Genomic DNA, 24,347 nt, shown 5'->3' on the forward strand with positions numbered 1-24,347 from the left:
GACCCGGGCGATCACCTGCCCCCGTTTCACCGTGGCGCCGCGCTCCACCTCGATCTTGTCGAGATGGGCGTAGGCGGTGATCCAGCCGTCCGAATGCTTCAGCAGCAGCAGGTTGCCGAAGCCGCGCAGCTCGTTGCCGGCATAGGCGACCACGCCGTTGTCGGCGGCAACCACCGCGGTGCCCTTCGGCGCCGCGATGTTCAGCCCGTCATTGTGCAGCCCATCGGGTTTCGGACCGAATCCGGAAAGCAGCTTGCCCTTCACCGGCCACAGGAAACGGCCACCGCCCCGCGGCGGGGGCGCGGCCTCCGCTTTCGGCTCCGGCTTGGGCGGCGGGGCGGCTGCGACCTCCTGCTGCGGGGCGGGCGCCGGTGCGGCGGAGGGCGGCGGGATCGGTGTCGGTGTCGGCTTCGCTCCGGGCGGGCGCAGCAAGGTCGGCGCCTGTCCCGGCTGATAGGCCGTGTCGCCCGCCGGGGCCTGCGCCGTCGGAACTGGCGCCGGCTCGGCATTGCCGGCGGCTTCGACGGCGGCGGCAGCGGCGTGGCGGAGATGCCGCCGGAAGAGGAAGCCGCGCCCGGCGGCGGCAGTTCCGACGTTTGGACGGAGCCGCGCCCGGCGGGAGTTCCAGACGGCGCCCCTTGCGGCGTCAACGGCACGGCGCTGCCGGAAGCGACCATCGTGCCGCTTCCCTCGTTCGCCCCCGGCAGGCGCAGGGGCTGTCCGGCCTGCACCGCATAGGGCGGCGACAGGTTGTTCAGCCGCGTCAGCTCGCTGACATCCACATTGTACATGCGCGAGATGCTGTAGAGGCTGTCGCCCTTCTGAACGATGTACTGGCGCGAGGTCGGCAGGACCAGCCGCTGGCCGACCTCCAGACGGTATGGCGGGGCCAGCCTGTTCGCCTCGATCAGGTCGCGCAGCGGCACATTGTAGCGGCGGGACAAGCTGTACGCGCTGTCGCCCTTCTGCACGGTGATGGCGCCGCCGGCCGAATCCGGCGCCTCGGTGACATGGGTGAAGGGGGCCAGCCCGCCCACCCGTTCGCAGGCACCGAGTGCCAGGACGGCGGCGGACAGGGCCAGGGCCGGCAGAAGGCGTGCGGACATGACGGGTCTCATGCGGAACGGACCGGTTGTGGCGGGTCGGACAGCAGCGGAACGAAACGGACGGGCCACAGGTCCTCCCGGATAAGGCCAGCTTCGGAACGCCGGAAACGCACCACCCTTTGGTCGCGGTGATCGGTCCCAGCGGAATGACCATGACACCACCAACGGCGAGTTGATCCGTCAAGTCTTTTGGCGGCTCGGGCCCACCGGCGGCTGTGACCAGTATGCGGGCGAAGGGCGCCACCTCCGGCCAGCCGCGCGTCCCGTCGCCGAGCCGCGTGGTGATGTTGCCGATGTCCAGCACCTTGAACCGCGCTTCCGCCTCGCACAGCAGAGGCTTCAGCCGCTCGATGGTGAAGACCCGGCGGCACAGCCGCGACAGCACCGCCGCCTGATAACCGGACCCGGTGCCGACCTCCAGCACAAGGTGCCGCGGGTGCAGGTCCAGCGCCTGGGTCATCAGCCCGACCACCAGCGGCTGGCTGATGGTCTGGCCGAGGTCGATGGGCAGGGCAACATCCTCCCACGCCCGGTCCTGGAAGGCGTCCGGAACGAACAGCTCGCGCGGGATCCGCTCGATCGCCGCCAACACCCGGGTGTCGGTGACGCCGGCCCCGCGAAGGGCCATCAGCAAGCGGATCTTGCGCGGGTTGTAGGTCACACGAAAGCCTGCCTCAACGTCTGCAGCGTCGGAGTGTGGGTCAGGTCGAGATAGATCGGCGTCACCGAGATCCCGCCGTTGAACACGACATGGATATCGGTGTCGTCGGACACGTCGGCCTCGCCGCGCAGCGTGCCGATCCAGATATAGGGCTTGCCGCGCGGGTCGACACGCTCGAACAGCTCGTCGCCGATCTTGCGCTTGCCGTGGCGCACCACCTGGATGCCCGTCACCTCCTCGGCCGGGCGGGCCGGGAAGTTGACGTTCAGCAGCACGTTCTTCGGCCAGGCAACCGTCACCGCCTTGCGCACCACGTCGGCGCCATGGGCGGCGGCGGCGGACCAGTCGATCGGCTGGCCCGGCTCGTAATGCTGGCTCATGGCGATGGCCGGGACGTTCAGCAGCGTCGCCTCCATCGCCGCGGCGATGGTGCCGGAGTAGGTCACGTCCTCGCCGATGTTGGAGCCCTGGTTGACGCCGGACAGCACCAGCGTCGGCCGGGAGTCCCGCATCACATGGTTGACGGCCAGCAGTACGCAGTCGGTCGGCGTGCCGTCCACGGTGTAGCGGCGTTCGTCCAGCTTGCGCAGGCGCAGCGGCCGGTTGATGGTCAGCGAATGGCTGGCCGCCGACTGCTCCATCTCCGGCGCCACCACCCAAACGTCGTCGGACAGTTCGCGCGCGATGGCTTCCAGGACCTTCAATCCCTGCGCGTGGATGCCGTCGTCGTTGGTGACGAGGATGCGCGTCTGGGACAGGTCGAGCGGCAGGTTGAACATCAGATCGAAATCCTCTCCACTCCGCGCATGTAGGGGCGGAGCGCTTCGGGAACCAGGATCGAACCGTCGGGCTGCTGGTAGTTCTCCAGCACCGCGATCAGGCAGCGCCCGACCGCCACACCCGATCCGTTGAGGGTGTGCACGAATTGAGTTTGCTTCTCGCCCTTGGCCCTGCAACGGGCTTTCATCCGCCGCGCCTGGAAATCTCCGCAATTGGACACGCTGGAGATCTCGCGGTAGGCGTTCTGGCCCGGCAGCCACACCTCGACGTCATAGGTCTTGCGCGACGAGAAGCCCATGTCGCCGGTGCACAGCACGATGGTGCGGTAGGGCAGGCCCAGCCGCTCCAGGATCGTTTCGGCGCAACGGGTCATGCGCTGATGCTCGTCCTCCGACTGCTCCGGCGTGGTGATGGCGACCATCTCCACCTTCCAGAACTGGTGCTGGCGGATCATGCCGCGGGTGTCGCGCCCGGCCGACCCGGCTTCCGCGCGGAAGCAGGGGGTCAGCGCGGTGTAGCGCAGCGGCAGCTCCTCCGCCGCCACGATCTGGTCGTTGACCAGATTGGTCAGCGGCACCTCGCTGGTCGGGATCAGGTAATGCTCGCTGGAGGTGGTCTTGAACAGATCCTCCTCGAACTTCGGCAGCTGGCCGGTGCCGAACAGGGCGTTGTCGCGCACCATCAGCGGCGGCGCGATCTCGGTGAAGCCATGCTCCGACGTGTGGATGTCCAGCATGAAGTCGGCGAGCGCACGCTCCAGCCGGGCAAGCCCGCCCTTCAGAACGGTGAAGCGGGCGCCGGACATGCGGGCCGCGGCCTCGAAGTCCATCAGTCCCAGCGCCTCGCCCAGCTCGTAATGCTGCTTGGGGTTGGCGATATCGGCCGGGGTGCCCCAGCGGCGGACTTCGACATTCGCGGTCTCGTCCGGCCCCTCCGGCACGTCGTCGGCCGGGATGTTGGGCAGGCCGGCCAACAGGGCGTCCAGTTCGGCGCCGAGCGCGCGTTCCTCCTCCTCCACCTGGGGCAGGCGGTCCTTCAGGGCCGCCATCTCGTCCAGGATCGGCTGGGCGTCGCGGCCCTCGCGCTTGGCGAGGCCGACTTCCTTCGCCGCCTCGTTCCGGCGGGCCTGCATCTCCTGCATCTGGGTCTGCGCGGCGCGGCGGCGGGCGTCGAGGTCGAGCACGGAGGACGACATCGGCGCCAGTCCCCGGCGGCCAAGGCCACGGTCGAAGGCTTCGGGATTCTCACGGATGGCGCGAAGGTCGTGCATGGCTCGAACAATCAACGAATTGTGTGGGGCACTGGTTATACGGCGCGGCCCCGCCAAGGTCCAGTGCAAGGCCACTACGGCACCACTCCTGATAGGGACCTGCACGAACGGCATGGCCGCTGCGCCGCGGCGGCTGTTGGAACGGAGGGGCGCCACAGGGCAATGTCGCCGGTGCGCTGCAGCAACCGGCGCGAAAACCAGACCATGGAGCCCAGCGCGTGCGCGACGAGATCGAGACCGGTGCCCAGGCCGATGCAGAATCCGCCTATCTGCAGGCCGGCACCCCCGCCTATCGCCGCGCCAGCCGCATCCTGTTCGTCGCCGGCTTCTCCACCTTCGCGACCCTCTATTGCGTCCAACCGCTGCTGCCCGATTTCGTGCGGGAGTTCGGGGTGACGCCGGCCGAATCCAGCCTGTCGCTGTCGCTGACCACCGGCGTGCTGGCGGGCGCGCTTCTGGTGGCGGGCGCCATCTCCGATGGAATCGGCCGCAAGCCGGTGATGGTGGCGGCGCTGCTCGCCGCCGGGCTGCTGGGCATCGTCGGCGCGCTGATGCCGGACTGGCACGGCTTCCTGGCGGTGCGGGCGCTGGAAGGGCTGGCGCTGAGCGGACTGCCCGCCGTCGCCATGGCCTATGTCTCCGAAGAGGTCGATCCGAAATCCGCCGGCGTCGCCATGGGGCTCTATATCGGCGGAACCGCGATCGGCGGCATGTCCGGCCGCGTGCTGACCGCTGTCGTCACAGATCTCGGCACCTGGAGGCTGGCGGTCGGAGTGGTGGGCGCGCTGGCGGTTGCCGCAGCGGTCACCGTCTGGTTCGCCCTGCCGCCGTCGCGCCATTTCGTACGCCGCGCCGCCGGGCTGAAGGCGCTGGTTCGGGCCTGGCGCGGGCTGCTGACCGATCCGGCCATGCTCGGGCTGTTCTCCCTGGGTTTCCTGCTGATGGGCGGCTTCGTCACCGTCTTCAACTACATCGGCTTCCGCCTGAGCGAGCCGCCGTTCGAGCTGCGGCCGGCGGTGGTCGGCGCGGTGTTCCTGGTCTACAGCTTCGGCGTCGTCAGCTCGCCGCTGTTCGGCGGCTGGTCGGGACGCTTCGGGTCGAACCGCACCCTGGCGACGGCGGTGGCGCTGATGGTGGGCGGGCTCGTCCTGATGGAGTTCGACAGCCTGTTCGCCATCGCCCCCGGAATCGCGCTGTTCACCTTCGCCTTCTTCGGCGCCCATTCCATCGTGTCCGCGTGGATCGGCCGCCGGGCCATGGTGGCGCGCGGGCAGGCCTCGTCCATCTACCTGTTCTGCTACTATCTGGGTTCCACGCTGGCCGGCACGCTGGGCGGTCTGTTCTGGCACGATCATGGCTGGACCGGGGTGGCGGCCTTCGTCGGGCTGCTGCTGGTGATTGCGGTCACCGTGACCGTGGGGCTCCAGCGCAGCCGCTGATCGCGCGGCGAACGGTCGCGCTTGCGATTCCGCTTATTGCGTCGCGAACGGCATCACTTCAGGCTGTGTAGATTGGTTGGGCAGGAGTTCGCGCAGTGAGTCACCTGACCGTTTATCTGGAGAACGACGCCCTCCGGCCGGAATTGAGCACGGCCGATCCGGCCTTGATCGCCGGGCATCTGGCCCATGTCGGCATCCTGTTCGAACGCTGGACCGCCGGCACTCCCCTGCCCGCCTCCGCCGACGCCGAAGCGGTGCTTGCGGCCTACGCCGCCCCGGTCGAGGCGCTGAAGGAAGCCCGCCGCTTCCGCTCCGTCGACGTGGTGCGGATCACCTCCGCGACGGAGGGCGCCGCGGCCCAGCGCGCCAAATTCCTGGACGAGCACACCCATGACGAGGACGAGGCGCGCTTCTTCGTCGAAGGCGCCGGTGCCTTCTACATCCATCTCGACCGCCGGGTCTTCCGTGTGGTGTGCGAGGCGGGCGACCTGCTGAGCATTCCCGCCGGGACGCCGCACTGGTTCGACATGGGGCCGCGGCCCCGCTTCACCGCCATCCGCTTCTTCACGCGGCTGGACGGCTGGATCGCCAGCCCGACCGGCGACACCATCGCCGCGCGCTTCCCCCTGTTCGAACCGGAGACGGTGGACGCGGACTGACTCCGCCTTATTCGCGCCCCAAAAATTTCACTTGAATCGCCGCCGGATTAGCGTAAATCAATCGGCACGACGCACCCGCACGTGCCTATGGCCCTCTGTGGTTATGCTACGACGTACCGCGTCCTTTTTGGAAGAACCGGCCATTCCAGTGGGCCGGTCCCGAGAGGGAGGTCAGTATGTACGCTGCCCACGGTGGGGCTGTGAGACGGTAGCCCTTTAGCCGGTAAACGACGCGCTGTTGCCTGGAGCTTCACAGCCCGGGGCCGCTGCTCGCACCGGCTTTTTCCGTCTCCCCCTTCACAAATCCGATCATCGCCGATTCCGCTGCACCACCCGCGCCACAGCCTTGTGCTGGCCGGCCCGTGGCGCGGCCTGGGATCGCCGTCTGCTCACCGGACCGGTTTGCACGCCGCAGTCCGGGGATAGGAGTGCGCCATGGGTTTCCTGCGTTCCCGTTCCGCCGTCACCCCGCTGCGCCGCGTCGGCCTGAACGACAGCAGCGCCGTTTCGCTGTCCACCGGCCGCCGCTCCACCGTGGGCGCAGGCCGTCGCCCTGCACCGTCCGGAAGAGCCGATGCACTGCATCCGCCCCGGCGTGCTGGCCGACACCGCCGGCAGCTTCCTGGCCGCCTTCGCCGACGCGACGGACTCCGTCGCCCGCGGCGGCGACGTGCTCTATGCCGTAAAGTGCAACCCGGAACCCGCGGTGCTGCGTGCCCTGTGGGCCGGCGGCGTGCGCCACTTCGACGTGGCCTCCCCCGGCGAGATCCGCCTGATCCGCCAGATGTTCCCGGACGCCGTCCTGCATTACATGCACCCGGTCAAGGGCCGTCAGGCCATCCGCAACGCCTATCGCCAGTATGGCGTCCGCGACTTCGTGCTCGACAGCCGCGAGGAGCTGGAGAAGATCCTGGAGGAGACGGACAACGCCGCCGATCTCGGCCTCGTCGTGCGTCTGGCTCTGCCGAAGGGCAACGCCGTTTACGACCTGTCCGGCAAGTTCGGCGCCGCCATGACCGATGCGGTGGAACTGCTGCGCGCCGTCCGCGCCGCGGCGCCCAAGGTCGGGCTGTCCTTCCATGTCGGCTCGCAGATGCTCGACCCATCGGCCTACGAGCGCGCCATCGCGCTCGCCGGTTACGTCATCGCCGAGAGCGGCGTCGCCATCGACGTGCTGGACGTCGGCGGAGGGTTCCCGGTGTCCTATCCGGGCGTCACCCCCGCCGCCGCTCGGCGACTTCATGGCCGCCATCGCCCGTGGCGTCGCATCCATCGACCTGCCGGCGCACTGCCGCCTGTGGTGCGAGCCCGGCCGTGCCCTGGTCGCCCCCGGCGTCTCGCTGGTGGTCCAGGTGGTGAAGCGGCGCGGCAATGAGCTGTTCATCAACGACGGCGTCTATGGCGCCCTGTCGGATGCCGGCGTGCCGGGCTTCCGCTTCCCGGCGCGGCTGATCCGCCCGTTCGAGGCGATGACCGACGCCGAGGATGCGGCCTTCAGCTTCTACGGCCCGACCTGCGACAGCGCCGACAAGATGAACGGCCCCTTCCATCTGCCGGCCGACGTCAAGGCCGGCGACTGGATCGAGCTGGGTCAACTCGGCGCCTATGGGTCCTGCCTGCGCACGGCCTTCAACGGTTTCGACCAAGCGCGCGTCGTCGAAGTGTCGGACGCGCCGCTGCTTGCCACTCCCGGCTATCGTCTGCGCTCCTGCGCAGCCTGATTGCGCCGCCGGAATCTGTGGATAAAGCGTAAAGACACCCGTAACATTCACCGGTCCGGCGCGTTCCGTAGCCACTTCTCCGAAGTGGGCGGATGCGCCGGCTCATGTCGTTGGCCTAAACTACCTCGGGGAGACAAAAAATCATGGCCCTGGACACGAAGCTCTGCACGTTCACAGGCCGCATGGTCATCGTTGGATTCGGTTCGATCGGCCAGGGTGTCTTGCCGCTGCTTCTGCGTCACATCGACGGACTTACCGCCGACCGAATCACCATCGTCACCGCCGAGGAGCGCGGGCGCGACGAGGCGGAGCATTACGGCGTCGCCTTCCACAACAACCCGCTCGACAACGACAACTTCTTCCAGGTCCTGAAGCCTCTGATCGACAAGGGCGATTTCCTGGTCAACCTGTCGGTCGACGTCTCGTCGGTCGCGCTGATCGAATTCTGCCAGCGGGTCGGCGCCTTCTACACCGACACCTGCACCGAACCGTGGGCGGGCGGCTACACCGATTCCAGCCTGTCGCCGTCGCTGCGCTCCAACTACGCGCTGCGCGAAACGGCGCTGGCGCTGCGCAAACGTTTCGAGGGCGGCCCGACCGCGCTGATCACCCACGGGGCGAATCCGGGTCTGGTATCGCATTTCGTCAAGCAGGCGCTGCTGAACATCGCCGCCGACACCGGTTTCGAGACCGACGTTCCCGCCGACCGCGACGGCTGGGGCCGGCTGGCGCAGAAGCTGGGAATCAAGACCATCCATGTGGCGGAGCGCGACACCCAGGTGTCGAACCAGCCCAAGCAGATCGGCGAGTTCGTCAACACCTGGTCGATCGACGGCTTCGTCAGCGAAGGCTGCCAGCCGGCCGAACTCGGCTGGGGCACGCATGAGAAGGGGCTGCCGGCCGACGGCCGCCGGCACGAGTTCGGCTGCGATTCCGCCATCTACCTGATGCGTCCTGGCGCCGCCACCCGCGTGCGCACCTGGACCCCGCTGGAGGGGCCGTTCCACGGCTTCCTCATCACCCACAGCGAGGCGATCTCGATCTCCGACTATTTCACGGTGCGCGAGGGCGGCAAGGTCGTTTACCGGCCGACCTGCCACTATGCCTATCATCCCTGCGACGACGCGGTGATGTCGCTGCACGAACTGGTCGGCAAGAACTACAACATGCAGGCCGAACAGCGGCTGATGATGCACGAGATCACCGGCGGCATGGACGAGTTGGGCGTGCTGCTGATGGGCCACCCCAAGGGCGCCTACTGGTACGGTTCGCGGCTCGACATCGACACGGCGCGGTCGCTGGCCCCCTACAACAACGCCACCTCGATGCAGGTGACGTCCACCGTCCTGGGCGGCATCGTCTGGACGCTGGAGAACCCGAATCGGGGCTTGGTGGAACCGGACGAGGTCGACTTCCGCCGTGTGCTGGACATCGCCTCCCCCTATCTGGGCGAAGTGGTCGGCGCCTATGGCGACTGGACGCCCCTGCAGGACCGCAACACCCTGTTCCCGGAGGACATCGACGAGGACGATCCCTGGCAGTTCAAGAACTTCCGGGTCATTTGACACAGGTTGGATGAAGTCCTGCGGCTCCTGCCGCCGCTCCGGCGGCGGGGGCTGCGGCGTTGCTGCCACAGGGGGGACGGCGACACGGTGACATTGCCCGCGTGGGGTCTTGAAACCGTTGACTTGGGCTTTCGCTTCCCCCAATCGTTCCGCCATGCCCAAGCACGTCTCCCGGCGCGCCCGCGCCAAAGCTCCGACCGCCGCCACTCCCCTCCTGCGCTCCGGCATCGTCGGGCTGATGGTGGCGTGCGGGGTCGCCGCCGTGGATCTGGCCCTCACCGACATGGCGCAGGCCCAGTCGCCGGCCACCCCGGTTCCCGGAACGAAGCCGGTCGCCGCCCAGGCCGCCACCGGTCAGGGAAACGGCAATGGACCGGCCGGCGGAACGGCGAACGGGACGGCGCAGAAGCAGGACCCGGTTCTGCTCACCGCCGACCAGGTGACTTTCGACGAGGTGAACAGCCTCGTCACCGCCAGCGGCAACGTCGAGCTGGCACAGGGCAAGCGCAGCGTCCGCGCCGACAAGATCACCTACAACCAGAAGACCAAGGTCGTCACCGCCACCGGCAAGATCCGGCTGGTGGAGCCGTCGGGTGACATCGTCTTCGCCGACTATGCCGAACTGACCGACGACCTGAAGGACGTGTTCATCGAGAACATCCGCGTCCTGATGACCGACAACGGCCGGATGGCCGGCACCGAGGGCGAGCGGCGCGAGGGCCGGCTGACGCGTGTCAACCGCGGCGTCTACAGCCCCTGCGACCTCTGCAAGGAGGATCCGACCCGGCCGCCGCTGTGGCAGATCCGCGCCGTGCGCATCGTGCACGACAACGAGGAGCACGAGGTCCGCTATCGCGACGCGACGATGGAGATCTTCGGGATCCCCGTCGCCTACACCCCCTACCTGTCGCACCCCGATCCCTCGGTCGACCGCAAGAGCGGCTTCCTGACGCCGTCCGCCGGCAACAGCTCCAACCTGGGCGCGATCCTCAAGACCCATTACTACTGGGATATCGGGCCGGACCAGGACGCCACCTTCGACCTGCATTACTATTCGCAGCAGGGGCCGCTGCTGGGCGGCCAGTACCGCAAGCGCTTCGAGAACGGCCGGCTGGAGCTGGAAGGCGCCATCACCCGCGGCGACGGCGGCAACAGCACCACGGCGCCCAAGGAGACGCGCAACCGCGGCTACGTCGCCGCGCGCGGCCTGTTCGACATCGACGAGACCTGGCGCGCCGGCTTCGACATCAAGCGCGCGAGCGACCCGACCTTCCTGCGGCGCTATTACGATTTCCGCGAGGACTATCTGACCAGCAAGGCCTTCGTGGAGGGCTTCCGCGGCCGGAACTATGCGGCGATCACAGGCTACAGCTTCCAGGACATGCGCTACGGAAATCCGATTCCCGAGCCGGTCGCCCTGCCCTATGCGCAGTACAACGCGCTGGGCGAGCCGGGAAGCCTGTTCGGCGGCCGCTGGTCGCTGGACACCAGCCTGCTGGGCGTCTCGCGCTTCCAGAATGCCGGACCCGATACCCAGCGCGTCGTCGTGCGGCCGGGATGGGAGCGCAACATCGTTTCCAATGCCGGCTTCGTCACCACCCTGTCGGGCAGCGTGCTGGTCGCCGGCTATACGGCGCAGCAGTTCAACAACAACGACCCGACGGTCCGCGGCGACGACAACATCAGCCGTTTCCGCTTCTTCCCGCAGGGGCAGGCGACCGTCCGCTATCCCTTCGTCCGCTATGGCGAAAGCTCCTCCCAGCTGATCGAGCCGATCGGCCAGCTGACCTTCGCGCCGAAGCTGCCGAACGGCCGGTTGTTCCCGAACGAGGACAGCCTGGACATCGAGTTCGACGAGGTGAACCTGCTGCAGCCCAACCGTTTCACCGGCATCGACCGGCTGGACGACGGCATGCGCTTCACCTATGGCCTGCGCACAGCCATCTACGGCAACACCCAGGGATCGGCCAGCCTGTTCCTAGGCCAGAGCCGCCGCCTGACCGAAACCGGGGCAGGCTTCACCGGCGGTTCGGGCCTGGAGGACAGCGTGTCCGACTATGTCGGTCGCCTGGACCTGCAGCCCGCCGAGTGGCTGGATTTGAATTACGGCTTCCGCATCGACCATGAGTCGCTCCGGCCGCGCCGCCATTCGCTGAACGCCTCGGCCGGCGTGCCCCTCCTGCGGCTGTCCACCTCCTACACCTATGTCGACCAGACCACCTCGCGCACCGCGGTCACCCGCGACCGCGTGGAGCAGGCGTCGTTCGGCGTGTCGTCCCAATTCACCGACTATTGGAGCATCGGCGTCAGCCACACCCAGGCGATGGAACCGCAACCCGGTCCGCGATCCAGCCTGGCGGTCCTGTCCTATGCGGATGAATGCCTGGTTTTCCAGACCATCGCGCGCCGCGACTACACGGTCAGCACCACCGGCGAGCAGGACGGCAACACCATCTTCTTCCGTCTGGTCTTCAAGAATGTCGGCGAGTTCAAGAGCCCCGGCCTGAACGCCGGCTTCCTCGGCGGCAGCTCGGCCAACCAGTAGACAGAGCGCGCTCATAGCCGGGAGCGACAAGGCATCACGGCAAATTGGACGGCCAAGGGGTTGCATCCCTTGGCCGTTGACGTTAGCCATATCGCCCGACGACACAGCCCGCCGCGACCGACATCATGACCCTGGGACGTTACGACTACGAACGACGGTACCGCCGGCGCATGCGGGCCGGCGTGATCAAGTTCCTGCTGCTTGCCGCACTGGTTCTCGGCGTCGGGCTCTTCTCCTACCAGATGGGGATCGAGCAGTTGAAGGGTCGCGACGTGACCCTGCGGGAGGAGATCGCCACCCTGTCGCGCCAGAAGGCGGAACTGGAACTGCTGGCCACACAGATGCAGCATGCCGCCCGCACTGCGGAGGCGCGTTCCGCCGAGCTGGAAGGCCGCCTGCAGCGGGAAGTGCCGACCGGTGACCTCGCCAAGCTGACACAGCTGGTGTCGGAACGGCTGAAGAGCGGGCTGGACGCCAACCGCCTGTCCTTCGTCATCTCCCAGGCACAGGTTCAGCGCAACTGCCAGCCGGCCGAAACCAAGCGCTTCACGTTGAGCACCCCGCTGCTGAAGGGGGGGGCGCGCGGCGTGACCTTCGGCAACGGCACCGTGACCGTCACGGGCGAAGGCCAGTCCGCCCACAACACGCAGGGCAATGCCGAAAGCTGGTTCGATCCGGGACAGCCGGTGACCATCCGCATCACCGGCATCGGCGGCAAGACCGCGACGGTCGCCGGCGTGCTGCCGCTGCACCAGTCGCTGGTCGTCGACAACAGCGAGTACCGCTTCACCTTCGCCGCCTCCCAGCGCTCCTTCGTGGAGGTCACGGCGGACCGCTGCGCCTATCCCTGAGGCGGAACCCCCTGAAGCGGAACCGTGAACCCGCGCGGCGGTCCGCCCGCCGCGTGGATATCCCACATGCCGAGGTAGGCGGCCTCGATGGAGCGGGCGAAGCGGTCGGTGTCGAACAGCGGGGCGGTCCCACGCGCTTCCTCCAGCCGCCGTTTCAGCGCCGCCAGTGTGGTCGGCATTTCGGCCAGGCGCTGCGCCGTCGCCTCATAGGCGTCCCAATCCGGCACCGCCAGGTCCGGCAGCCCGACGGCCCGCAGCAGGCTGGCGGCGACCCGCCCGGCGAAGGAGCGGCCCGGCACCGTCAACACCGGCAACCCGGCCCACAGGGCATCGCTCGCAGTGGTGTGGGCGCCGACCGGGCTCGAATCGAGGAAAAGGTCGGCCAGCCGGTGCCGCGCCAGATGGGCGGGACCGGGCAGCCGGGGGGCGAAGATCAGCCGCTCCGGCGCGATCCCCCGATCGGCCGCGGCGCGGCGCAGGTTGACCGCCACCTCCTCCGGCCCATCCAGCAGCCACAGGACCGATCCCGGTATCCGTTGCAGAATCCGGCACCAGCGGCCGAACAGTTCCGGCCCGATCTTGTAGGGCGCGTTGAAGGCGCAGAAGACCACGCCGTCCGCCGGCAGGCCGCAGTCGGCCCGGCTGGGCACCGGCCCGATGGCGCGCTGGCGGTCGTTGGGCTGGTAGCTGTCGGGCAGATGGACGATGCGCTCGCTGTAGAAGCGCTGATGATCGGCCGGCGCCACCACCGGATCGGCGATGACATAGTCGATGGCCGGACTGCCGCTCGTTCCCGGATAGCCCAGCCATTGCGCCTGCACCGGCGCCGGCCGGCGGGCGGCAATGCCGGGCCGGGCGCCCTGGGTATGCCCCTTCAGGTCCACCAGAATGTCGATTCCCGCCCGATGGATCGCCTGCGCCGCCACCTCGTCCGTCATCGCGGACAGGTCGAGGAAGCGGTCGAACCCCGCTTCCAGCCGCCGGCGCAACGTCCCGCCATCGTCGGGAGCGTAGGAGCAGCCGACGATCTCGAATCGACCGCGGTCGTGCCGCTCGACCAGTTCGGCGATCAGCACCGCAGTGGCGTGCTCGTGGAAGTCGGCGGAAAGATAACCGATGCGCAGCTTTGCACCGCGGCTGGTGCGATTCGGGAAGGCCGGTGCGATGCCGCGGGTCTTCCAAGCGGCATAACGCTCGGCGCAGGCCCGCTCCAACTCCGGCCCCGCCCCTTCGCCGAGGAAGATCCAGGGATGGACCTGCCGGGTCCGCCCCTCCCGCACCAGCCCGACAAGCTCGGCGGACAGCGCCTCCAGCCCGTCCCAGCGGCAGAGATGCCGGCGCTGCTGCACCAGCTGCGCCAGCACCCCGCCGGGGTCGGGCAGGCCGATGCGCAGCGCGCGCTCGAAGCCGGCGATGCTCGAAGCGGCATCGTCCGCGGAACCGCCTCGCTGCCCCCGCTCCTTCAGGCTCAGGGCAAGGTTCGCCTGCCCTTCCGCCAGATCGGGCCGCAGGCACAGGCTGGCACGGAACCCGGCGATGGCGCGGTCCAGGTCGCCACGGTCGCGGTGCAGAGCCGCAAGGGCAAGCCGCGCCGGCACCAGCATCGGGTCGAGCGCCATCGCGCGACGCAAGGCCGCCTCGGCCTCGTCCAGCCGGCCGAGCTCGCGCAGCAGGACACCCTGGTTGCAGGACGCCGGTGCGAAGCGCGGCATCAGGCGCGCGGCCTCGCCATAGGCCGACGCTGCCTCCGCCGGGCGGCCCAGCGCCTGCAGGGTCACGCCCCAATTGAAATGGTTGCCGCCAAAGCCCGGCAGCCACGCCAGCGCCTTGCGGTGATGGGCCTCCGCCTCTGCCAGCCGGCCTTGGCGCCGCAGCGCCTCGCCGAAGTTGGAGCGGGCGACCGCCTCCTCCGGCGTGCCGGCCTGCCTTGCCGCATCGAGCGCCGCGAACAGGGCGGCCAGCAGCGCGCCGTCGCCGGACTTGCCGGCCAGACGGCGGCGCAGGTCGGCGACGGTGGCCGCGTCGGTCACTTCCGCTGCCACTGGCCGGCGGCGGTCATCACGAACTGGCCGGCGGGGGTCCGCTCGATCAACTGCTGCCCGGCGACCGCCTGCACCTTGTCGAGCGCCGTGCCGTTGCCCTTGGCGATCTCCCGGTAGCGGGCGAGCCGCTGGGCGTTCACCTGCTCGGCCAACGCCTGGGCCGATGCGGGGGCGCCGGGAACGGCACCGACCAGCCCATCCGGACGCTCGCCGATCTGGCCCGCGGCCTTGGCGGCGGCCAGCGCATCCTGCGCAAAGGCCAGCGACGGCAGGTTGGAGGCCAGCAGCCCGGCGGCCATGGCGGACAAGGCCAGCCGGTTGAAGCGGCGGCGGGTGATGGGATGGGTCGTCATCACTGTTTCCCCTTGGCAGGAGAGGGCACGGAGTCCGCGGGCAGGCCGAACAGGGCGGGGTCGTTGCGGATGGCGTCGTCGACGTCGCGTTCCAGCTTGACCCGCACCTCCTGCTCGATGCGGACGTTCAGGTTGATCTCGATGGGCTTGTCGGGCGCCTCGATCTTGACCGTGGGGGCACAGGCCGCCGCCGCGACGGACAACAGCAGGGCGGCCATCAGGCGCGCGGATGGGGGTGCGGATGGGAGTTTGGTTACCATGGTGGCGATCAGGGGTCCTTCTGGTCGAAGCCGGTCATGCGGTCCCGCAGCGTGTCGGGGATCCGGTAGACGTCGAGGTTCTGGCGCAGAATCCGGTCGAGCGCGCCGGACAGCTTAAGGTTAAGCGCAACCGGATAGCCATCGTAGAATGACGGGTTGGCCCCGCGCAGCGACAGGCCGGCGCTGAGTTCGCCGCCGGCCTGCCCGTCGATGGTGATCCGCAGGCTGTCGTATCGGAAGTCGGTCAGCGCCCCCATCAGCATGGCGGTGGGGCTTCCCTCCTCCCCCTTCAGCGCGGCGGGCGGGTTGGCGGGATCGTAGCGCAGGGTGCCGGGGGCGGCGGATTCCAGCACGCCGCCGTTCAGCGTCACCGTATCGTCGGCGAAGACCACCGGCAGGGTGCCGGCCAGCTTTCCGCTCGCCTCCAGCCCGTCGACGGCGATCAGTTCCAGCAGCTTGGCCGCATCGATCCCCTCGGCATGCAGGGTGACGGTTCCCTTGGGTGCGGCGGGCGCCAGCTTGAACGGATCGGCGCGCAGCGTACCGCCGGCCCAGCGCCATTCCGCGCGGCCCACATCCAGCCGCCCGTCGCGCCCATAGCCGAACAGCAGGGTGCCATCGGTCAGCGGCACGCCGACGTCGAGCAGGCCGATGGACAGCTTCTGTCCGGCGGGAATCACCGGCGGAGACAGGCTGGACAGGGCGACCGTTCCCGCCACACCGGCGACGGTCACCGGCCCGGCGACGCCGGCCAGCCCCTTCACCGTCGCCTGCCCGGCCGTGGTCATGCCCTTGCCGTCCCAGGCGATTGTCGCCTTGCCCGACAGGGTGCCGGAGGCCTTCTGGAGAAATGTCGCCGCCAGCGGCGAAATGGCGGCCAGTCCCGGCCCGTCCTGAGCAAGCACGACCGGCTTCGCCACCACCTCCACCCGGCCGGCGCCGGCGGTCTGGTCATGGCTACCGGCCAGCGTGACGGACAGCAGGCCCTGCGCATCCCTCGCGGTGCCGGCGATGGACCAGGGCTGCTCCCCCTCCTGGACGGCACGGAGGGTGACGGCGAGCGGCACGACCGGTGCCGGCTTGGCGGTGTTGGTCAGCTTCGCGACGGTTGCGTCCGCCTGCCGCCCGTTCCCGTCCTGCCCCAGCCGCAACACCAACTGATCGGCCCGCAGACCGCTGGCCGGCACGTCGAGCCGCGGCGCCTTCACCTCTGCCGCCACGTCGAGGAGCGACGGCGACCAGCGCAGCAGCGGTCGATCCGGCGCGGCGCAGACCGTCGCTTCCTGCGGGAGGACCAGCGTCTGGGCGCTAATCGTCAGCTTCTCCACAACGGCAGGCAGGCAGCCGTCGGGGCTGACGGTCAGCGTCCCGCCCTCCATCCCCACCCGCAGCGCACCGGACAGCGTGACGCGGCCGGCCATCGGCAATTCCAGCGTCGGGGCCGCGGCCTCCAGCAGTCCGCTGCCGGCGGTGAACTCCAGCCGCAGCCCATCCCAGCCATCGGCGATCCGCAATCCGGTGACCGTGACCTCCGCCCCGGCGAATCCGGAGTCGCGCAGCAGTTCGGTCGCCATCCCGCCGATCAGGGTGGGACCGGCCAGAATGGCACTGCCAAGGCCGACGACGCCCAGCGTCACCGCAACCGCCGCCGTTCCCGCTATCGCCCGTCCCAGCCTCACCCGCCGTTCCCTCCCCGCTCCATGTGATGCCGATGGCTTGCCACGTCCATGCCGGCATGAACACCCGGACAAGCGTCGGTCATCCGTGACTTTTGGCGGATCGTCACCCCTCGCCAGCGCGGCTTTGCATTCCCCCGCTTTTCCCCTATGGTCCGGGGCGCGGATTTCGGCTCATCGGAGTGTTTCGCATGAAGCGGTGGACCCGCGCGTTGCTGGCGGCCCTGTTCGCCACAATCTTCACTGTCTCGTTCTTTACAGTCTCGCAAGGGGAGGCGAAGGCCTTGGATCCGGAAAACACCATTTACCTCGACCTCAAGGACGGTCGCGTGGTGATCGAACTGCGGCCCGACCTGGCGCCGAACCACGTCGCCCGCATCAAGGAACTGACCCGCCAGGGCTTCTACGACGGCGTCGTCTTCCACCGCGTCATCGACGGCTTCATGGCCCAGACCGGCGACCCGACCGGCACCGGCATGGGCGGCTCCGGCAAGAAGCTGAAGGCCGAGTTCTCCAGCGCCCCGCACATCCGCGGCACCCTGTCGATGGCCCGCGCGCAGGATCCCGACAGCGCCGACAGCCAGTTCTTCATCTGCTTCGCGCCGTCCAACTTCCTGGACCGCCAGTACACGGTCTGGGGCCGGGTGGTCGAGGGCATGGAGTTCGTGGACATGATCAAGAAGGGCAGCCAGTCCCGCAACGGTCAGGTCACCGACCCGGACAAGATCGTCAAGATGCAGGTCGCTGCCGACGCCAAGTAACGGCATCGCTCCAGCGGACCAGAAACGGGGGACCGGTGCGCCGGTCCCCTTTTTCATGCCCGGATCATGCCTCTATCAACCCCCGGCCAATGCCGCGGTCATCGCGCGCAGCAGATCCTTCATCGACTGCGGCCGGTCCTGCCAGCGCATTGCCAGCCCGGACATCAGCACCTTCTCGAATCCCGGCGGCAGCGCCCCCCCAGTTCTGACGGCCTCGGCACCTTGTCGTTCATGAAGCGGGCTGTGGCGTCCGGCGGGGTGCGACCGGTCAGCGCCAGATAGATCGTGGCACACAGCGCATACACGTCCGACCAGGCGCCCTGGCGCCCTTCGTTCGAATATTGCTCCGGCGGGGCGTAGCCCGGCTTCAGGATGACCGTCATCCCGGCCCCCGGCCGCGCCGTCTGCCGGGCCGCGCCGAAGTCCAGCAGCTTGCGGTCGCCGCCGTTGGTCAGGAAGATGTTGTCCGGGCTGACGTCGCGGTGGATCAGCCCCTGCTCGTGAATGGCCTGCAGCGCCTTGGCGATGGGCGTCACCACCGACAGCGTCCGCCTCACGTCGATCCGGCCGCCGCAATCGGCCAGATACTTCTTCATGGTGCGGCCTTCCAGCAGCTCCATCACCAGATAAGCGGTGCCGTTCTCCTCGAAGAAGTCCTGGACGCCGACGATCTCGCGCACCTCGCGCAGGCGGGCCAGCGTCCGCGCCTCCTCCAGGAACTTGGTGAGGCCCGCGGCGAACGTCTCCGCATGCTCGTCGGAGAAGGGGGAAACGGCGGCGGCGTTGGGAAGCCGGGCGATCAGGTTGGCGGGGTAATATTCCTTGATGGCCACCTTCACCCGCAGCCGGTCGTCCCAACCCAGATAGGTGGCGCCGAAACCGCCCTGCCCCAGCACCCGCCCGGCACGGTAGCGGCCATGCAGAACCGTGCCGGGCGCCAGATGCACCCCCGGCCGGTTGTCCGACTTGGCAGGGAAGCCGCAGCCGGTGCAGGGACCGCTCGGTCCGCGAGCCGATCCACGGGCCGAGTAGCAGCTCGGGCACAGCTCTTCCAACGCCGTCACGGGGGTCGTGGCAGACGGCGTGCCGACCGGAACCGTATCCGCCGGCGCCCGGTTTGCGGCAGGCATGCCGGTAATGGCGACGGCGGCCGGATTGCAGACGGTATCGGTGCTGCGCGGACCCGGCTGATGCGCACCCCGCCCCGGCGGTATCGCCACCGGCGGCGGAGCGGGCGCGGTGGCCATCTGGCGCAGACGGTCGAGCAGATGCAGCAGCCGGCGCACCTCGGCCTGGGCGACGTCGCTGTCGGGCTGGGCGATCTCGGCCTGGAACTGCGGCTGGCGGACGATCTCCAGGATGTGCTGCCGCACCAGCGGCAGGGCCCCGTCCTCGCGGATCAGTCCGGAACAGGCGACCTCCGCCAGCCGGATGGTGCGGCGGCGCAGCACCGGCTCCACCTGCTTCAGCCGGGCGGCAAGCTGGCCGGTCTTCACATACTCGTCGACGGAGCGTTCGGCACGGGCCGCGATCCGCTCGCAGTCATCGGCCGGCAGCGGGGCGGAGCGGACGGCGGCCAGCGCGCGGGCGAAGTCGCGCTCCAGCAGCGCCGTGTCCGGCGTCTGCACCAGCATGTTCTCGATCAGCAGCTCGTTGCCGACTGCGGCATCGAGAGAAGCGAGGATTTCGTCCGCATGGCGTTCCCCGGCGGGGGTGGCGGCGACGCGGGTGAGATAGTGGATGCGGCAGATCAGGTCCGGCTGCCCTTCGCCAAGGCCGATGATGGAGCGGCGATAGGCACTGGCCCCACCCTGCTCAAGCCGGCGCGAATAGCGCACGGTCAGGGCATCGGCCATCCCCGCCCCTCCGATCAGCCCGTCGCGGGTCAGCAGATGCCCGATCAGCGTCTTAAGCAGTTCCGCCTCCTGGTCGAAGGCGCCGCGGCCCAGCGGCTGGGGCGCCTTCAACTGCCGGCGGATGCGGTCCAGCACGGCGGCCTTCGCCAACGGAAGCTTGCCCTGCCGGAACAGGGCGTTCAGCACGCCGATGCGATTCGGCCCCATGGCCTCCATGCCGATGCGGCCGAACAGCATGTCGCACAGGGTGGACAGCAGGGTTCCCGGCAACAGGTTGGCACCGAACAGGTCCGCCCCCGCGGCGGCGGAGGCCAGGATATCGCCGATCACTCCGTCGACCGCGGCGGCCAGCCCTTCGTCCCGGTCCCACTGGTGCAGTTCCAGCAGCCGGTCCAGCTTGCCGCCCCAGTTCTTGATCTCCACCAGTTCCAGGGAGACCGCCACCCGCAGGTCGTACCCGGCGTCGCCGGTCGGCGTCGCGGCTCCCTGGGACAGCAGCCAATCCACCGGCCGGCGTCCGCGCGGCATGGCGGCAAAGGCGGCCTGGGCAGCGCGCGCCCTGGCCCAGCTCTCATCCACCGCATTGCGGATGGCCTGACGTCGCCTCAGCTGCTCCTGCCCCGGTGCACGGGCCTGCACGGCGGCGACCCTGGTGATGGCGGACTCCACCAGCGCCCCCTGGTCCAGGCAGGATTTCAGCGGCTTGGCGAGATGGATCAGTTCGGTGGGCGTCAGGCACAGCGGGTCCAGATACGGACGCAGCGCGACGCCGATCACCATCCGCGCCGGCAGCGCATGGTAATCCGCCAGGGCGCCGCACAGTTCCGCCTCGTCGAGCGAGCCCATGGCGGCCTGCGGTGGCGGCATCGCGCGGCTGAGCGGTGAACTGGACACTCCCGACCTTTCCTGCAGATGCCCCCCGGGGACCGAGCACGCAAGGCGATCTGCAACAACGGGGCATTCCCCGCGTTGACATCCGCGGCTGCACGCACCCCGGTCTGCGCCCCATCGTCGCCGGTGGAGGGTAAAGGAGGGGTGTACGATACCCACATTTTTCGTCAAACACACAGAAGCTGTGTCAGCGTTGCGCCACCGGCGGCGGCCGTTCCTTTCGGTCTTCGCATGTGCGATAAAAATCCGGACGCTGACGATGGGAGAAACGCATGATCCGGACCGGTACAATCATCGCGTTGCGGCACGGGGCCATGACTCTCGCCGCGGCTCCGCATATCGGCGGCTCGCTGGCGAGTTGGAGCCTGTCGACCCCGAACGGTCCGGTCGAATTGTTCCGCCCCGCCTCTGACGGTGCGCTCGCCGGCGATTTCGCCCCGGACATGGCCTGCTTCCCGCTGGTTCCCTTTTCCAACCGCATCGGCGGCGGCCGCTTCGTCTTTCAGGGGCGGGAGGTCGTGCTCGCCACCGACCCCGGATCGCCGCACCGGATCCATGGCCATGGCTGGTCAACCCCCTGGACCGTCGAGGCGGTGGCCGACGATGCGCTCCGCATGGGCTTCGCCCACCGCGCCGACGACTGGCCCTGGAGCTACCGCGCGACGCAGACCGTGGCGCTCGATGGCGAGGGACTGACCGTCACCCTCGACCTGATCAACGAATCCGACAGCGACATGCCGGCCGGGCTGGGTCTCCATCCCTATTTCGCGAAATCGCCGGGCAGCATCGTCACCGCCGACATACGCGCAGTCTGGGACAATGACGACACCATCCTGCCCTCCTGCCGCCGCCCGGTGCCGGCCGCCTGGGACTTTCGCCACGGCGTGGTCATGGACCATGCCGCACTGGACAACGGCTTCACGGGATGGTCCGGCACGGCGACGCTGGACCGCCCGCAAGAGCGGCTGCGCCTGACCATGATCGCCGATGGGCCGGTCGGCCACTTGATCGTCTATGCCCCGCCCGACGAGCCCTATCTGTGCCTGGAGCCGGTCAGCCACATGACCGACGCGCTGAACCGCCCGCAGGAGGCGGACGCCGGCATCATCGCCCTGTCGGCGGGAGAACGGCTGTCGATGACCGTGCGATTCCTCGTGTCACGCATCTAGGCATCTCGAACCCGGCCATCACGAAACTGGGGAACCGCCATTCGCGCCGAGTTCGCGGGCGAGGCCGATGAAGGCCCTGAAGGCGGCCGACGGGTTGCGCCGACCGGAATAGTAGAGGCACAGCTGGGAACGCAGCGGCGTCCAGTCATCGAGCACGCGAACGAGACGACCCGCCTCGATGTCGGCCTGCACGTCCGACTCCATGAAAAAGCCGATGCCCACGCCTTCGAGGACGGCGATTCGCGCCAGACTGGCCTCGTCCAGGGTGATCGGTCCATCGACGTCGATCTGCACCGATTGCCCGTCCTTCTCGAATTGCCACCGGAAAAGGGCGCCGTTCGGAAGGCGGACACGAATGCACGGATGATTGAGGAGGTCGGGCGGCACGCGTGGCCGATCATGCTTATGGAAATATGCCGGCGATCCGACGACGGCATATCGCTGCGGGCGACCCAGCGAAATCGCGATCATGTCGCTGGGGACGAGATCGGCCACCCGTACTCCGAGATCGAAACCCTCGGCGACGATATCCACCAGACGCCCCTCGGTGACGAGGTCTACATGCACCTGCGGATGACGGCGCAGGAACTCCAGCACCAGCGGCGAGAGGATTTCACGCGCCGCCGCGGCGAAGGCATTGATGCGTAGCGTGCCTGACGGGATCGTCTGCTGCGACCGCACGGCTTCCAGGGCGCCGTGAACATCCTGCAACGCCGGACCGACCTGCTCGACGAACACCCGGCCGGCATCGGTGAGCGAGACGCTCCGCGTCGTGCGGTTGAACAGGCGGACGCCAAGACCCCGCTTCGAGCTTTCCGATGGCATTGCTGAGCGCGGTCGTCGACATCCCCAGATCGAGCGCCGCCGCGCGAAACGAGCCCCGCCGCGCAATGGCGATGACCGCATCCAGATCGTTCAGGTCGGCCCGCTGCATTGTCCCACCATTCGAAATTCCGCATCCCGCTTTATCCCGGTTATCGGAACGCGCGTCCAGGCTTACCTTTGCGGGACAGAGCAATCCCGATCAGGAAGACCGATCCATGAGCCCCTTCATCAGCCTCGACGGCAAGCGAGCGCTCGTCACTTCGGGCACGCGCGGCGCGGGTGCGGCCACCGTCGCGCTGTTTCGCGAACTCGGCGCCCGTGTGCTGACCGCAGCCCGGTCCCGTCCGGACAGCCTCGACGACGGGATGTTCGTCTCCGCGGACCTGACGACCGCGGAGGGGTGTGCCACGCTGGTGGCCGCGGTGCGTGAACGTCTGGGCGGGGTCGATATCGTCGTCCACATGCTGGGCGGCTCGTCCGCTCCCGCGGGCGGCTTCGCGGCGCTGAGCGACGCGGAGTGGCGCAAGGAACTGGATCTCAATCTGATGCCCGCCATCCGGCTCGACCGCGAACTCGTACCGGCAATGGTGGCGCAGGGTCATGGAGTGGTCATCCATGTGACCTCCATCCAGCGCGCGCTGCCGTTGCCGGAATCGACGACCGCCTATGCCGCCGCGAAGGCCGCGCTCTCGACCTACAGCAAGAGCCTGTCGAAGGAAGTCTCGCCCAAGGGCGTGCGTGTGGTGCGCGTTTCGCCCGGCTGGATCGAAACCGAGGCGGCGGTAAGATTGGCCGAGCGGCTCGCGAAGGACGCCGGCACCGATTATGAAGGAGGCAAGCGGATCATCATGGACCAGCTCGGCGGTATCCCCATCGGCAGGCCGTCCAAGCCGGACGATGTCGCCAACCTGATCGCTTTCCTCGCCTCCGATCGGGCCGCGACGGTTACAGGCACCGAATACGTCATCGACGGCGGCACCATTCCCACCGCGTAAAGCGCGAGCGACGGCGGAAGCGCCCAGGCTGTTGCCGATCCACCCTTAACGGCAGCGGACGAATTCCGCCGCGAAGGTGGCGGGCGCCGCCATGCGCAGGATCAGCCGGTCGAAGCGCGCCGAATCGGCGGGCAGCAGCCGCAGGGTCGCCAGCGGCGCGGGCGCGGCTTCCGTCGCTCCTTCCGGTAGCAGGGGCTGCACAGGCACTTGCCCCAGCGGATCGCCATCGGCCGGCAACCGGCCGGTCAGCGGAAACTGGGGCACCCGCGCGTCGACGGCGGTCAGGGCCCGGTCGGCGCCGATCTCCAGATAGGACGTGCGGCAATCGTCGATGGCAGTGCGGTCGTTCGGATCGGCCTTGGCCCAGCGCCCGGCCAAATCCGCCAGCGTCGCCTTGCGGTTGATCGGCGGCACCGTCTTCTGCGGTGCCACGAACCTCGGCGCGGCTGCTCCGGTGACGGCCAAAGGCAGATCGGCGACAGGGCGCGACCGCGCCTGACGTTCAGCCTCCAGCGCCGCACTACGCTGGCGGGTGACGCGCAGCAGGCAGTCGGTGCGCGACTTGGTCGCCTTGGCATCGGCAAGGTCGGCGGCGGTCACCGGGCAGGCATCGTCGCGTCGTGCCCGCCAGACGGTCTGGCCCGCCTCGATCGCCGCCCGTCCGGCGGCGTCGGTGGTTGCGCCCAGCGCCGCAAGCGCAGCCTCCATCGCCTCGCCCGCCGCCGTCAATCCGGCGTCGCGGCACAGCAGTTGCGCCGACGGCGTCTCCGCCGAATCGCAGTTTGCCGCCGCGGCCTCCGGGACCGGCGTCTCAGCCAGCGCCGGAGCCGCCGCCGGAACCGCGAGCGCCAGAACCGCGAGCATGGAGCCGGCGGCCAGCAGACCGCTCACCAGGGACAGGGCACGCATGGCAGGAAACCTT

Annotated in this window: 21 protein-coding genes and 2 pseudogenes; 10 read left to right on the forward strand and 13 right to left on the reverse strand. The window is 68.9% G+C overall.

Features of this window, described 5'->3' with window-relative positions:
- The 5 genes and pseudogenes from F1643_RS24050 to serS form a co-directional block, all read right to left on the reverse strand.
- On the reverse strand, nucleotides 1-264 hold a 264-nt coding region (locus F1643_RS24050; RefSeq protein WP_370540715.1), incomplete at its 3' end, for a murein hydrolase activator EnvC.
- Nucleotides 261-1,106 (reverse strand): LysM peptidoglycan-binding domain-containing protein, encoded by an 846-nt coding sequence (locus tag F1643_RS19545; RefSeq protein WP_255543073.1) that lies wholly within the window; start codon nucleotides 1,104-1,106, stop codon nucleotides 261-263. The genes F1643_RS24050 and F1643_RS19545, both read right to left, overlap by 4 nt.
- Before the next feature lie 8 nt (nucleotides 1,107-1,114).
- Nucleotides 1,115-1,767 (reverse strand): annotated as a pseudogene (locus F1643_RS19550) (protein-L-isoaspartate(D-aspartate) O-methyltransferase).
- The gene (gene surE / locus F1643_RS19555; protein ID WP_194914924.1) at nucleotides 1,764-2,546 is read right to left on the reverse strand and encodes a 5'/3'-nucleotidase SurE; all 783 of its coding nucleotides are present in this window, start codon (nucleotides 2,544-2,546) and stop codon (nucleotides 1,764-1,766) included. Before surE ends, F1643_RS19550 begins: the two are co-directional and overlap by 4 nt.
- Nucleotides 2,546-3,817 carry a serine--tRNA ligase gene (gene serS, locus F1643_RS19560; protein ID WP_194914926.1) on the reverse strand — a complete coding sequence of 424 codons (1,272 nt, stop codon included), beginning with the start codon at nucleotides 3,815-3,817 and terminating at the stop codon, nucleotides 2,546-2,548. The genes surE and serS overlap by 1 nt, the downstream gene beginning before the upstream one ends.
- A gap of 218 nt (nucleotides 3,818-4,035) precedes the next feature.
- Here serS and F1643_RS19565 point away from each other — a divergent pair, with 218 nt between their 5' ends.
- From F1643_RS19565 to F1643_RS19590, 7 genes are all read left to right on the forward strand, one after another.
- Nucleotides 4,036-5,256, forward strand: a complete 1,221-nt coding sequence (locus tag F1643_RS19565) for an MFS transporter (protein ID WP_194914928.1) — start codon at nucleotides 4,036-4,038, stop codon at nucleotides 5,254-5,256.
- Nucleotides 5,257-5,351: 95 nt separating this feature from the next.
- Nucleotides 5,352-5,915, forward strand: a complete 564-nt coding sequence (locus F1643_RS19570; RefSeq protein WP_194914929.1) for a cupin domain-containing protein — start codon at nucleotides 5,352-5,354, stop codon at nucleotides 5,913-5,915.
- 574 nt (nucleotides 5,916-6,489) lie between these two features.
- Nucleotides 6,490-7,290, forward strand: a complete 801-nt coding sequence (locus F1643_RS24055) for a hypothetical protein (protein WP_255543074.1) — start codon at nucleotides 6,490-6,492, stop codon at nucleotides 7,288-7,290.
- The gene (locus F1643_RS24060) at nucleotides 7,259-7,636 is read left to right on the forward strand and encodes a hypothetical protein (RefSeq protein WP_370540716.1); all 378 of its coding nucleotides are present in this window, start codon (nucleotides 7,259-7,261) and stop codon (nucleotides 7,634-7,636) included. The genes F1643_RS24055 and F1643_RS24060 overlap by 32 nt, the downstream gene beginning before the upstream one ends.
- A 143-nt stretch (nucleotides 7,637-7,779) precedes the next feature.
- Nucleotides 7,780-9,201 carry a homospermidine synthase gene (locus tag F1643_RS19580; RefSeq protein ID WP_194914930.1) on the forward strand — a complete coding sequence of 474 codons (1,422 nt, stop codon included), beginning with the start codon at nucleotides 7,780-7,782 and terminating at the stop codon, nucleotides 9,199-9,201.
- Nucleotides 9,202-9,355: 154 nt separating this feature from the next.
- Nucleotides 9,356-11,746 carry an LPS-assembly protein LptD gene (locus F1643_RS19585; protein WP_194914931.1) on the forward strand — a complete coding sequence of 797 codons (2,391 nt, stop codon included), beginning with the start codon at nucleotides 9,356-9,358 and terminating at the stop codon, nucleotides 11,744-11,746.
- A gap of 125 nt (nucleotides 11,747-11,871) precedes the next feature.
- Nucleotides 11,872-12,597 carry a hypothetical protein gene (locus tag F1643_RS19590; protein WP_149223566.1) on the forward strand — a complete coding sequence of 242 codons (726 nt, stop codon included), beginning with the start codon at nucleotides 11,872-11,874 and terminating at the stop codon, nucleotides 12,595-12,597.
- On the opposite strand, the gene F1643_RS19595 is transcribed toward F1643_RS19590, so the two are convergent.
- The 4 genes from F1643_RS19595 to F1643_RS19610 are packed head-to-tail and all read right to left on the reverse strand — an operon-like array spanning nucleotide 12,588 to nucleotide 16,931.
- Nucleotides 12,588-14,627 carry a glycosyltransferase family 41 protein gene (locus tag F1643_RS19595; RefSeq protein ID WP_194914932.1) on the reverse strand — a complete coding sequence of 680 codons (2,040 nt, stop codon included), beginning with the start codon at nucleotides 14,625-14,627 and terminating at the stop codon, nucleotides 12,588-12,590. The two genes, F1643_RS19590 and F1643_RS19595, sit on opposite strands and share 10 nt — an antisense overlap.
- Nucleotides 14,624-14,992 carry a YdbL family protein gene (locus F1643_RS19600; protein WP_194914934.1) on the reverse strand — a complete coding sequence of 123 codons (369 nt, stop codon included), beginning with the start codon at nucleotides 14,990-14,992 and terminating at the stop codon, nucleotides 14,624-14,626. The genes F1643_RS19595 and F1643_RS19600 overlap by 4 nt, the downstream gene beginning before the upstream one ends.
- A complete protein-coding gene (locus F1643_RS19605; RefSeq protein WP_255543075.1) occupies nucleotides 14,992-15,252 on the reverse strand; it encodes a YnbE family lipoprotein in 261 nt (86 codons plus the stop codon). Before F1643_RS19605 ends, F1643_RS19600 begins: the two co-directional genes overlap by 1 nt.
- Before the next feature lie 8 nt (nucleotides 15,253-15,260).
- A complete protein-coding gene (locus tag F1643_RS19610) occupies nucleotides 15,261-16,931 on the reverse strand; it encodes a YdbH domain-containing protein (RefSeq protein ID WP_194914936.1) in 1,671 nt (556 codons plus the stop codon).
- 188 nt (nucleotides 16,932-17,119) lie between these two features.
- Between F1643_RS19610 and F1643_RS19615 the strand changes: the two genes are divergently transcribed.
- Nucleotides 17,120-17,689: a peptidylprolyl isomerase gene (locus tag F1643_RS19615; RefSeq protein ID WP_194914938.1), complete on the forward strand. Its 570-nt coding sequence runs from the start codon at nucleotides 17,120-17,122 to the stop codon at nucleotides 17,687-17,689.
- A 164-nt stretch (nucleotides 17,690-17,853) separates the two neighbouring features.
- On the opposite strand, the gene F1643_RS25130 is transcribed toward F1643_RS19615, so the two are convergent.
- On the reverse strand, nucleotides 17,854-20,439 hold the full coding sequence (locus tag F1643_RS25130) for a serine/threonine-protein kinase (protein WP_370540717.1): 2,586 nt from the start codon (nucleotides 20,437-20,439) through the stop codon (nucleotides 17,854-17,856).
- Nucleotides 20,440-20,708: 269 nt separating this feature from the next.
- Between F1643_RS25130 and F1643_RS19625 the strand changes: the two genes are divergently transcribed.
- Nucleotides 20,709-21,605, forward strand: a complete 897-nt coding sequence (locus F1643_RS19625; RefSeq protein ID WP_194914940.1) for an aldose 1-epimerase — start codon at nucleotides 20,709-20,711, stop codon at nucleotides 21,603-21,605.
- Nucleotides 21,606-21,623: 18 nt separating this feature from the next.
- On the opposite strand, the gene F1643_RS19630 is transcribed toward F1643_RS19625, so the two are convergent.
- Both F1643_RS19630 and F1643_RS25135 read right to left on the reverse strand, forming a co-directional pair.
- Nucleotides 21,624-22,430 (reverse strand): LysR family transcriptional regulator, encoded by an 807-nt coding sequence (locus F1643_RS19630; RefSeq protein ID WP_255543076.1) that lies wholly within the window; start codon nucleotides 22,428-22,430, stop codon nucleotides 21,624-21,626.
- Nucleotides 22,431-22,461: 31 nt separating this feature from the next.
- Nucleotides 22,462-22,539: pseudogene (locus F1643_RS25135) on the reverse strand (hypothetical protein); the annotation flags it as partial.
- A 106-nt stretch (nucleotides 22,540-22,645) separates the two neighbouring features.
- Here F1643_RS25135 and F1643_RS19635 point away from each other — a divergent pair.
- Entirely contained in the window at nucleotides 22,646-23,425 is a 780-nt protein-coding gene (locus F1643_RS19635) for an SDR family oxidoreductase (protein ID WP_194914942.1), read from the forward strand.
- Between the two features lie 45 nt (nucleotides 23,426-23,470).
- Here the strand turns inward: F1643_RS19635 and F1643_RS19640 are convergent, their stop codons facing one another.
- Complete coding sequence (locus F1643_RS19640; protein ID WP_194914944.1) at nucleotides 23,471-24,334, reverse strand: lysozyme inhibitor LprI family protein; 864 nt, start codon at nucleotides 24,332-24,334, stop codon at nucleotides 23,471-23,473.
- Nucleotides 24,335-24,347: the final 13 nt, after the last annotated feature.

This window comes from Azospirillum sp. INR13, assembly GCF_015390205.1.
Lineage (GTDB): Bacteria > Pseudomonadota > Alphaproteobacteria > Azospirillales > Azospirillaceae > Azospirillum.

What these genes read in the sequence shown, in the direction of transcription:
- F1643_RS19545 (WP_255543073.1), bottom strand. Translation starts at nt 1,106, where the DNA reads ATGTCCGCACGCCTTCTGCCGGCCCTGGCCCTGTCCGCCGCCGTCCTG.
- surE (WP_194914924.1), bottom strand. Translation starts at nt 2,546, where the DNA reads ATGTTCAACCTGCCGCTCGACCTGTCCCAGACGCGCATCCTCGTCACC.
- serS (WP_194914926.1), bottom strand. Translation starts at nt 3,817, where the DNA reads ATGCACGACCTTCGCGCCATCCGTGAGAATCCCGAAGCCTTCGACCGT.
- F1643_RS24055 (WP_255543074.1), top strand. Translation starts at nt 6,490, where the DNA reads ATGCACTGCATCCGCCCCGGCGTGCTGGCCGACACCGCCGGCAGCTTC.
- F1643_RS19580 (WP_194914930.1), top strand. Translation starts at nt 7,780, where the DNA reads ATGGCCCTGGACACGAAGCTCTGCACGTTCACAGGCCGCATGGTCATC.
- F1643_RS19585 (WP_194914931.1), top strand. Translation starts at nt 9,356, where the DNA reads ATGCCCAAGCACGTCTCCCGGCGCGCCCGCGCCAAAGCTCCGACCGCC.
- F1643_RS19590 (WP_149223566.1), top strand. Translation starts at nt 11,872, where the DNA reads ATGACCCTGGGACGTTACGACTACGAACGACGGTACCGCCGGCGCATG.
- F1643_RS19600 (WP_194914934.1), bottom strand. Translation starts at nt 14,992, where the DNA reads ATGACGACCCATCCCATCACCCGCCGCCGCTTCAACCGGCTGGCCTTG.
- F1643_RS19605 (WP_255543075.1), bottom strand. Translation starts at nt 15,252, where the DNA reads ATGGTAACCAAACTCCCATCCGCACCCCCATCCGCGCGCCTGATGGCC.
- F1643_RS19615 (WP_194914938.1), top strand. Translation starts at nt 17,120, where the DNA reads ATGAAGCGGTGGACCCGCGCGTTGCTGGCGGCCCTGTTCGCCACAATC.
- F1643_RS19625 (WP_194914940.1), top strand. Translation starts at nt 20,709, where the DNA reads ATGATCCGGACCGGTACAATCATCGCGTTGCGGCACGGGGCCATGACT.
- F1643_RS19630 (WP_255543076.1), bottom strand. Translation starts at nt 22,430, where the DNA reads ATGCCATCGGAAAGCTCGAAGCGGGGTCTTGGCGTCCGCCTGTTCAAC.
- F1643_RS19635 (WP_194914942.1), top strand. Translation starts at nt 22,646, where the DNA reads ATGAGCCCCTTCATCAGCCTCGACGGCAAGCGAGCGCTCGTCACTTCG.
- F1643_RS19640 (WP_194914944.1), bottom strand. Translation starts at nt 24,334, where the DNA reads ATGCGTGCCCTGTCCCTGGTGAGCGGTCTGCTGGCCGCCGGCTCCATG.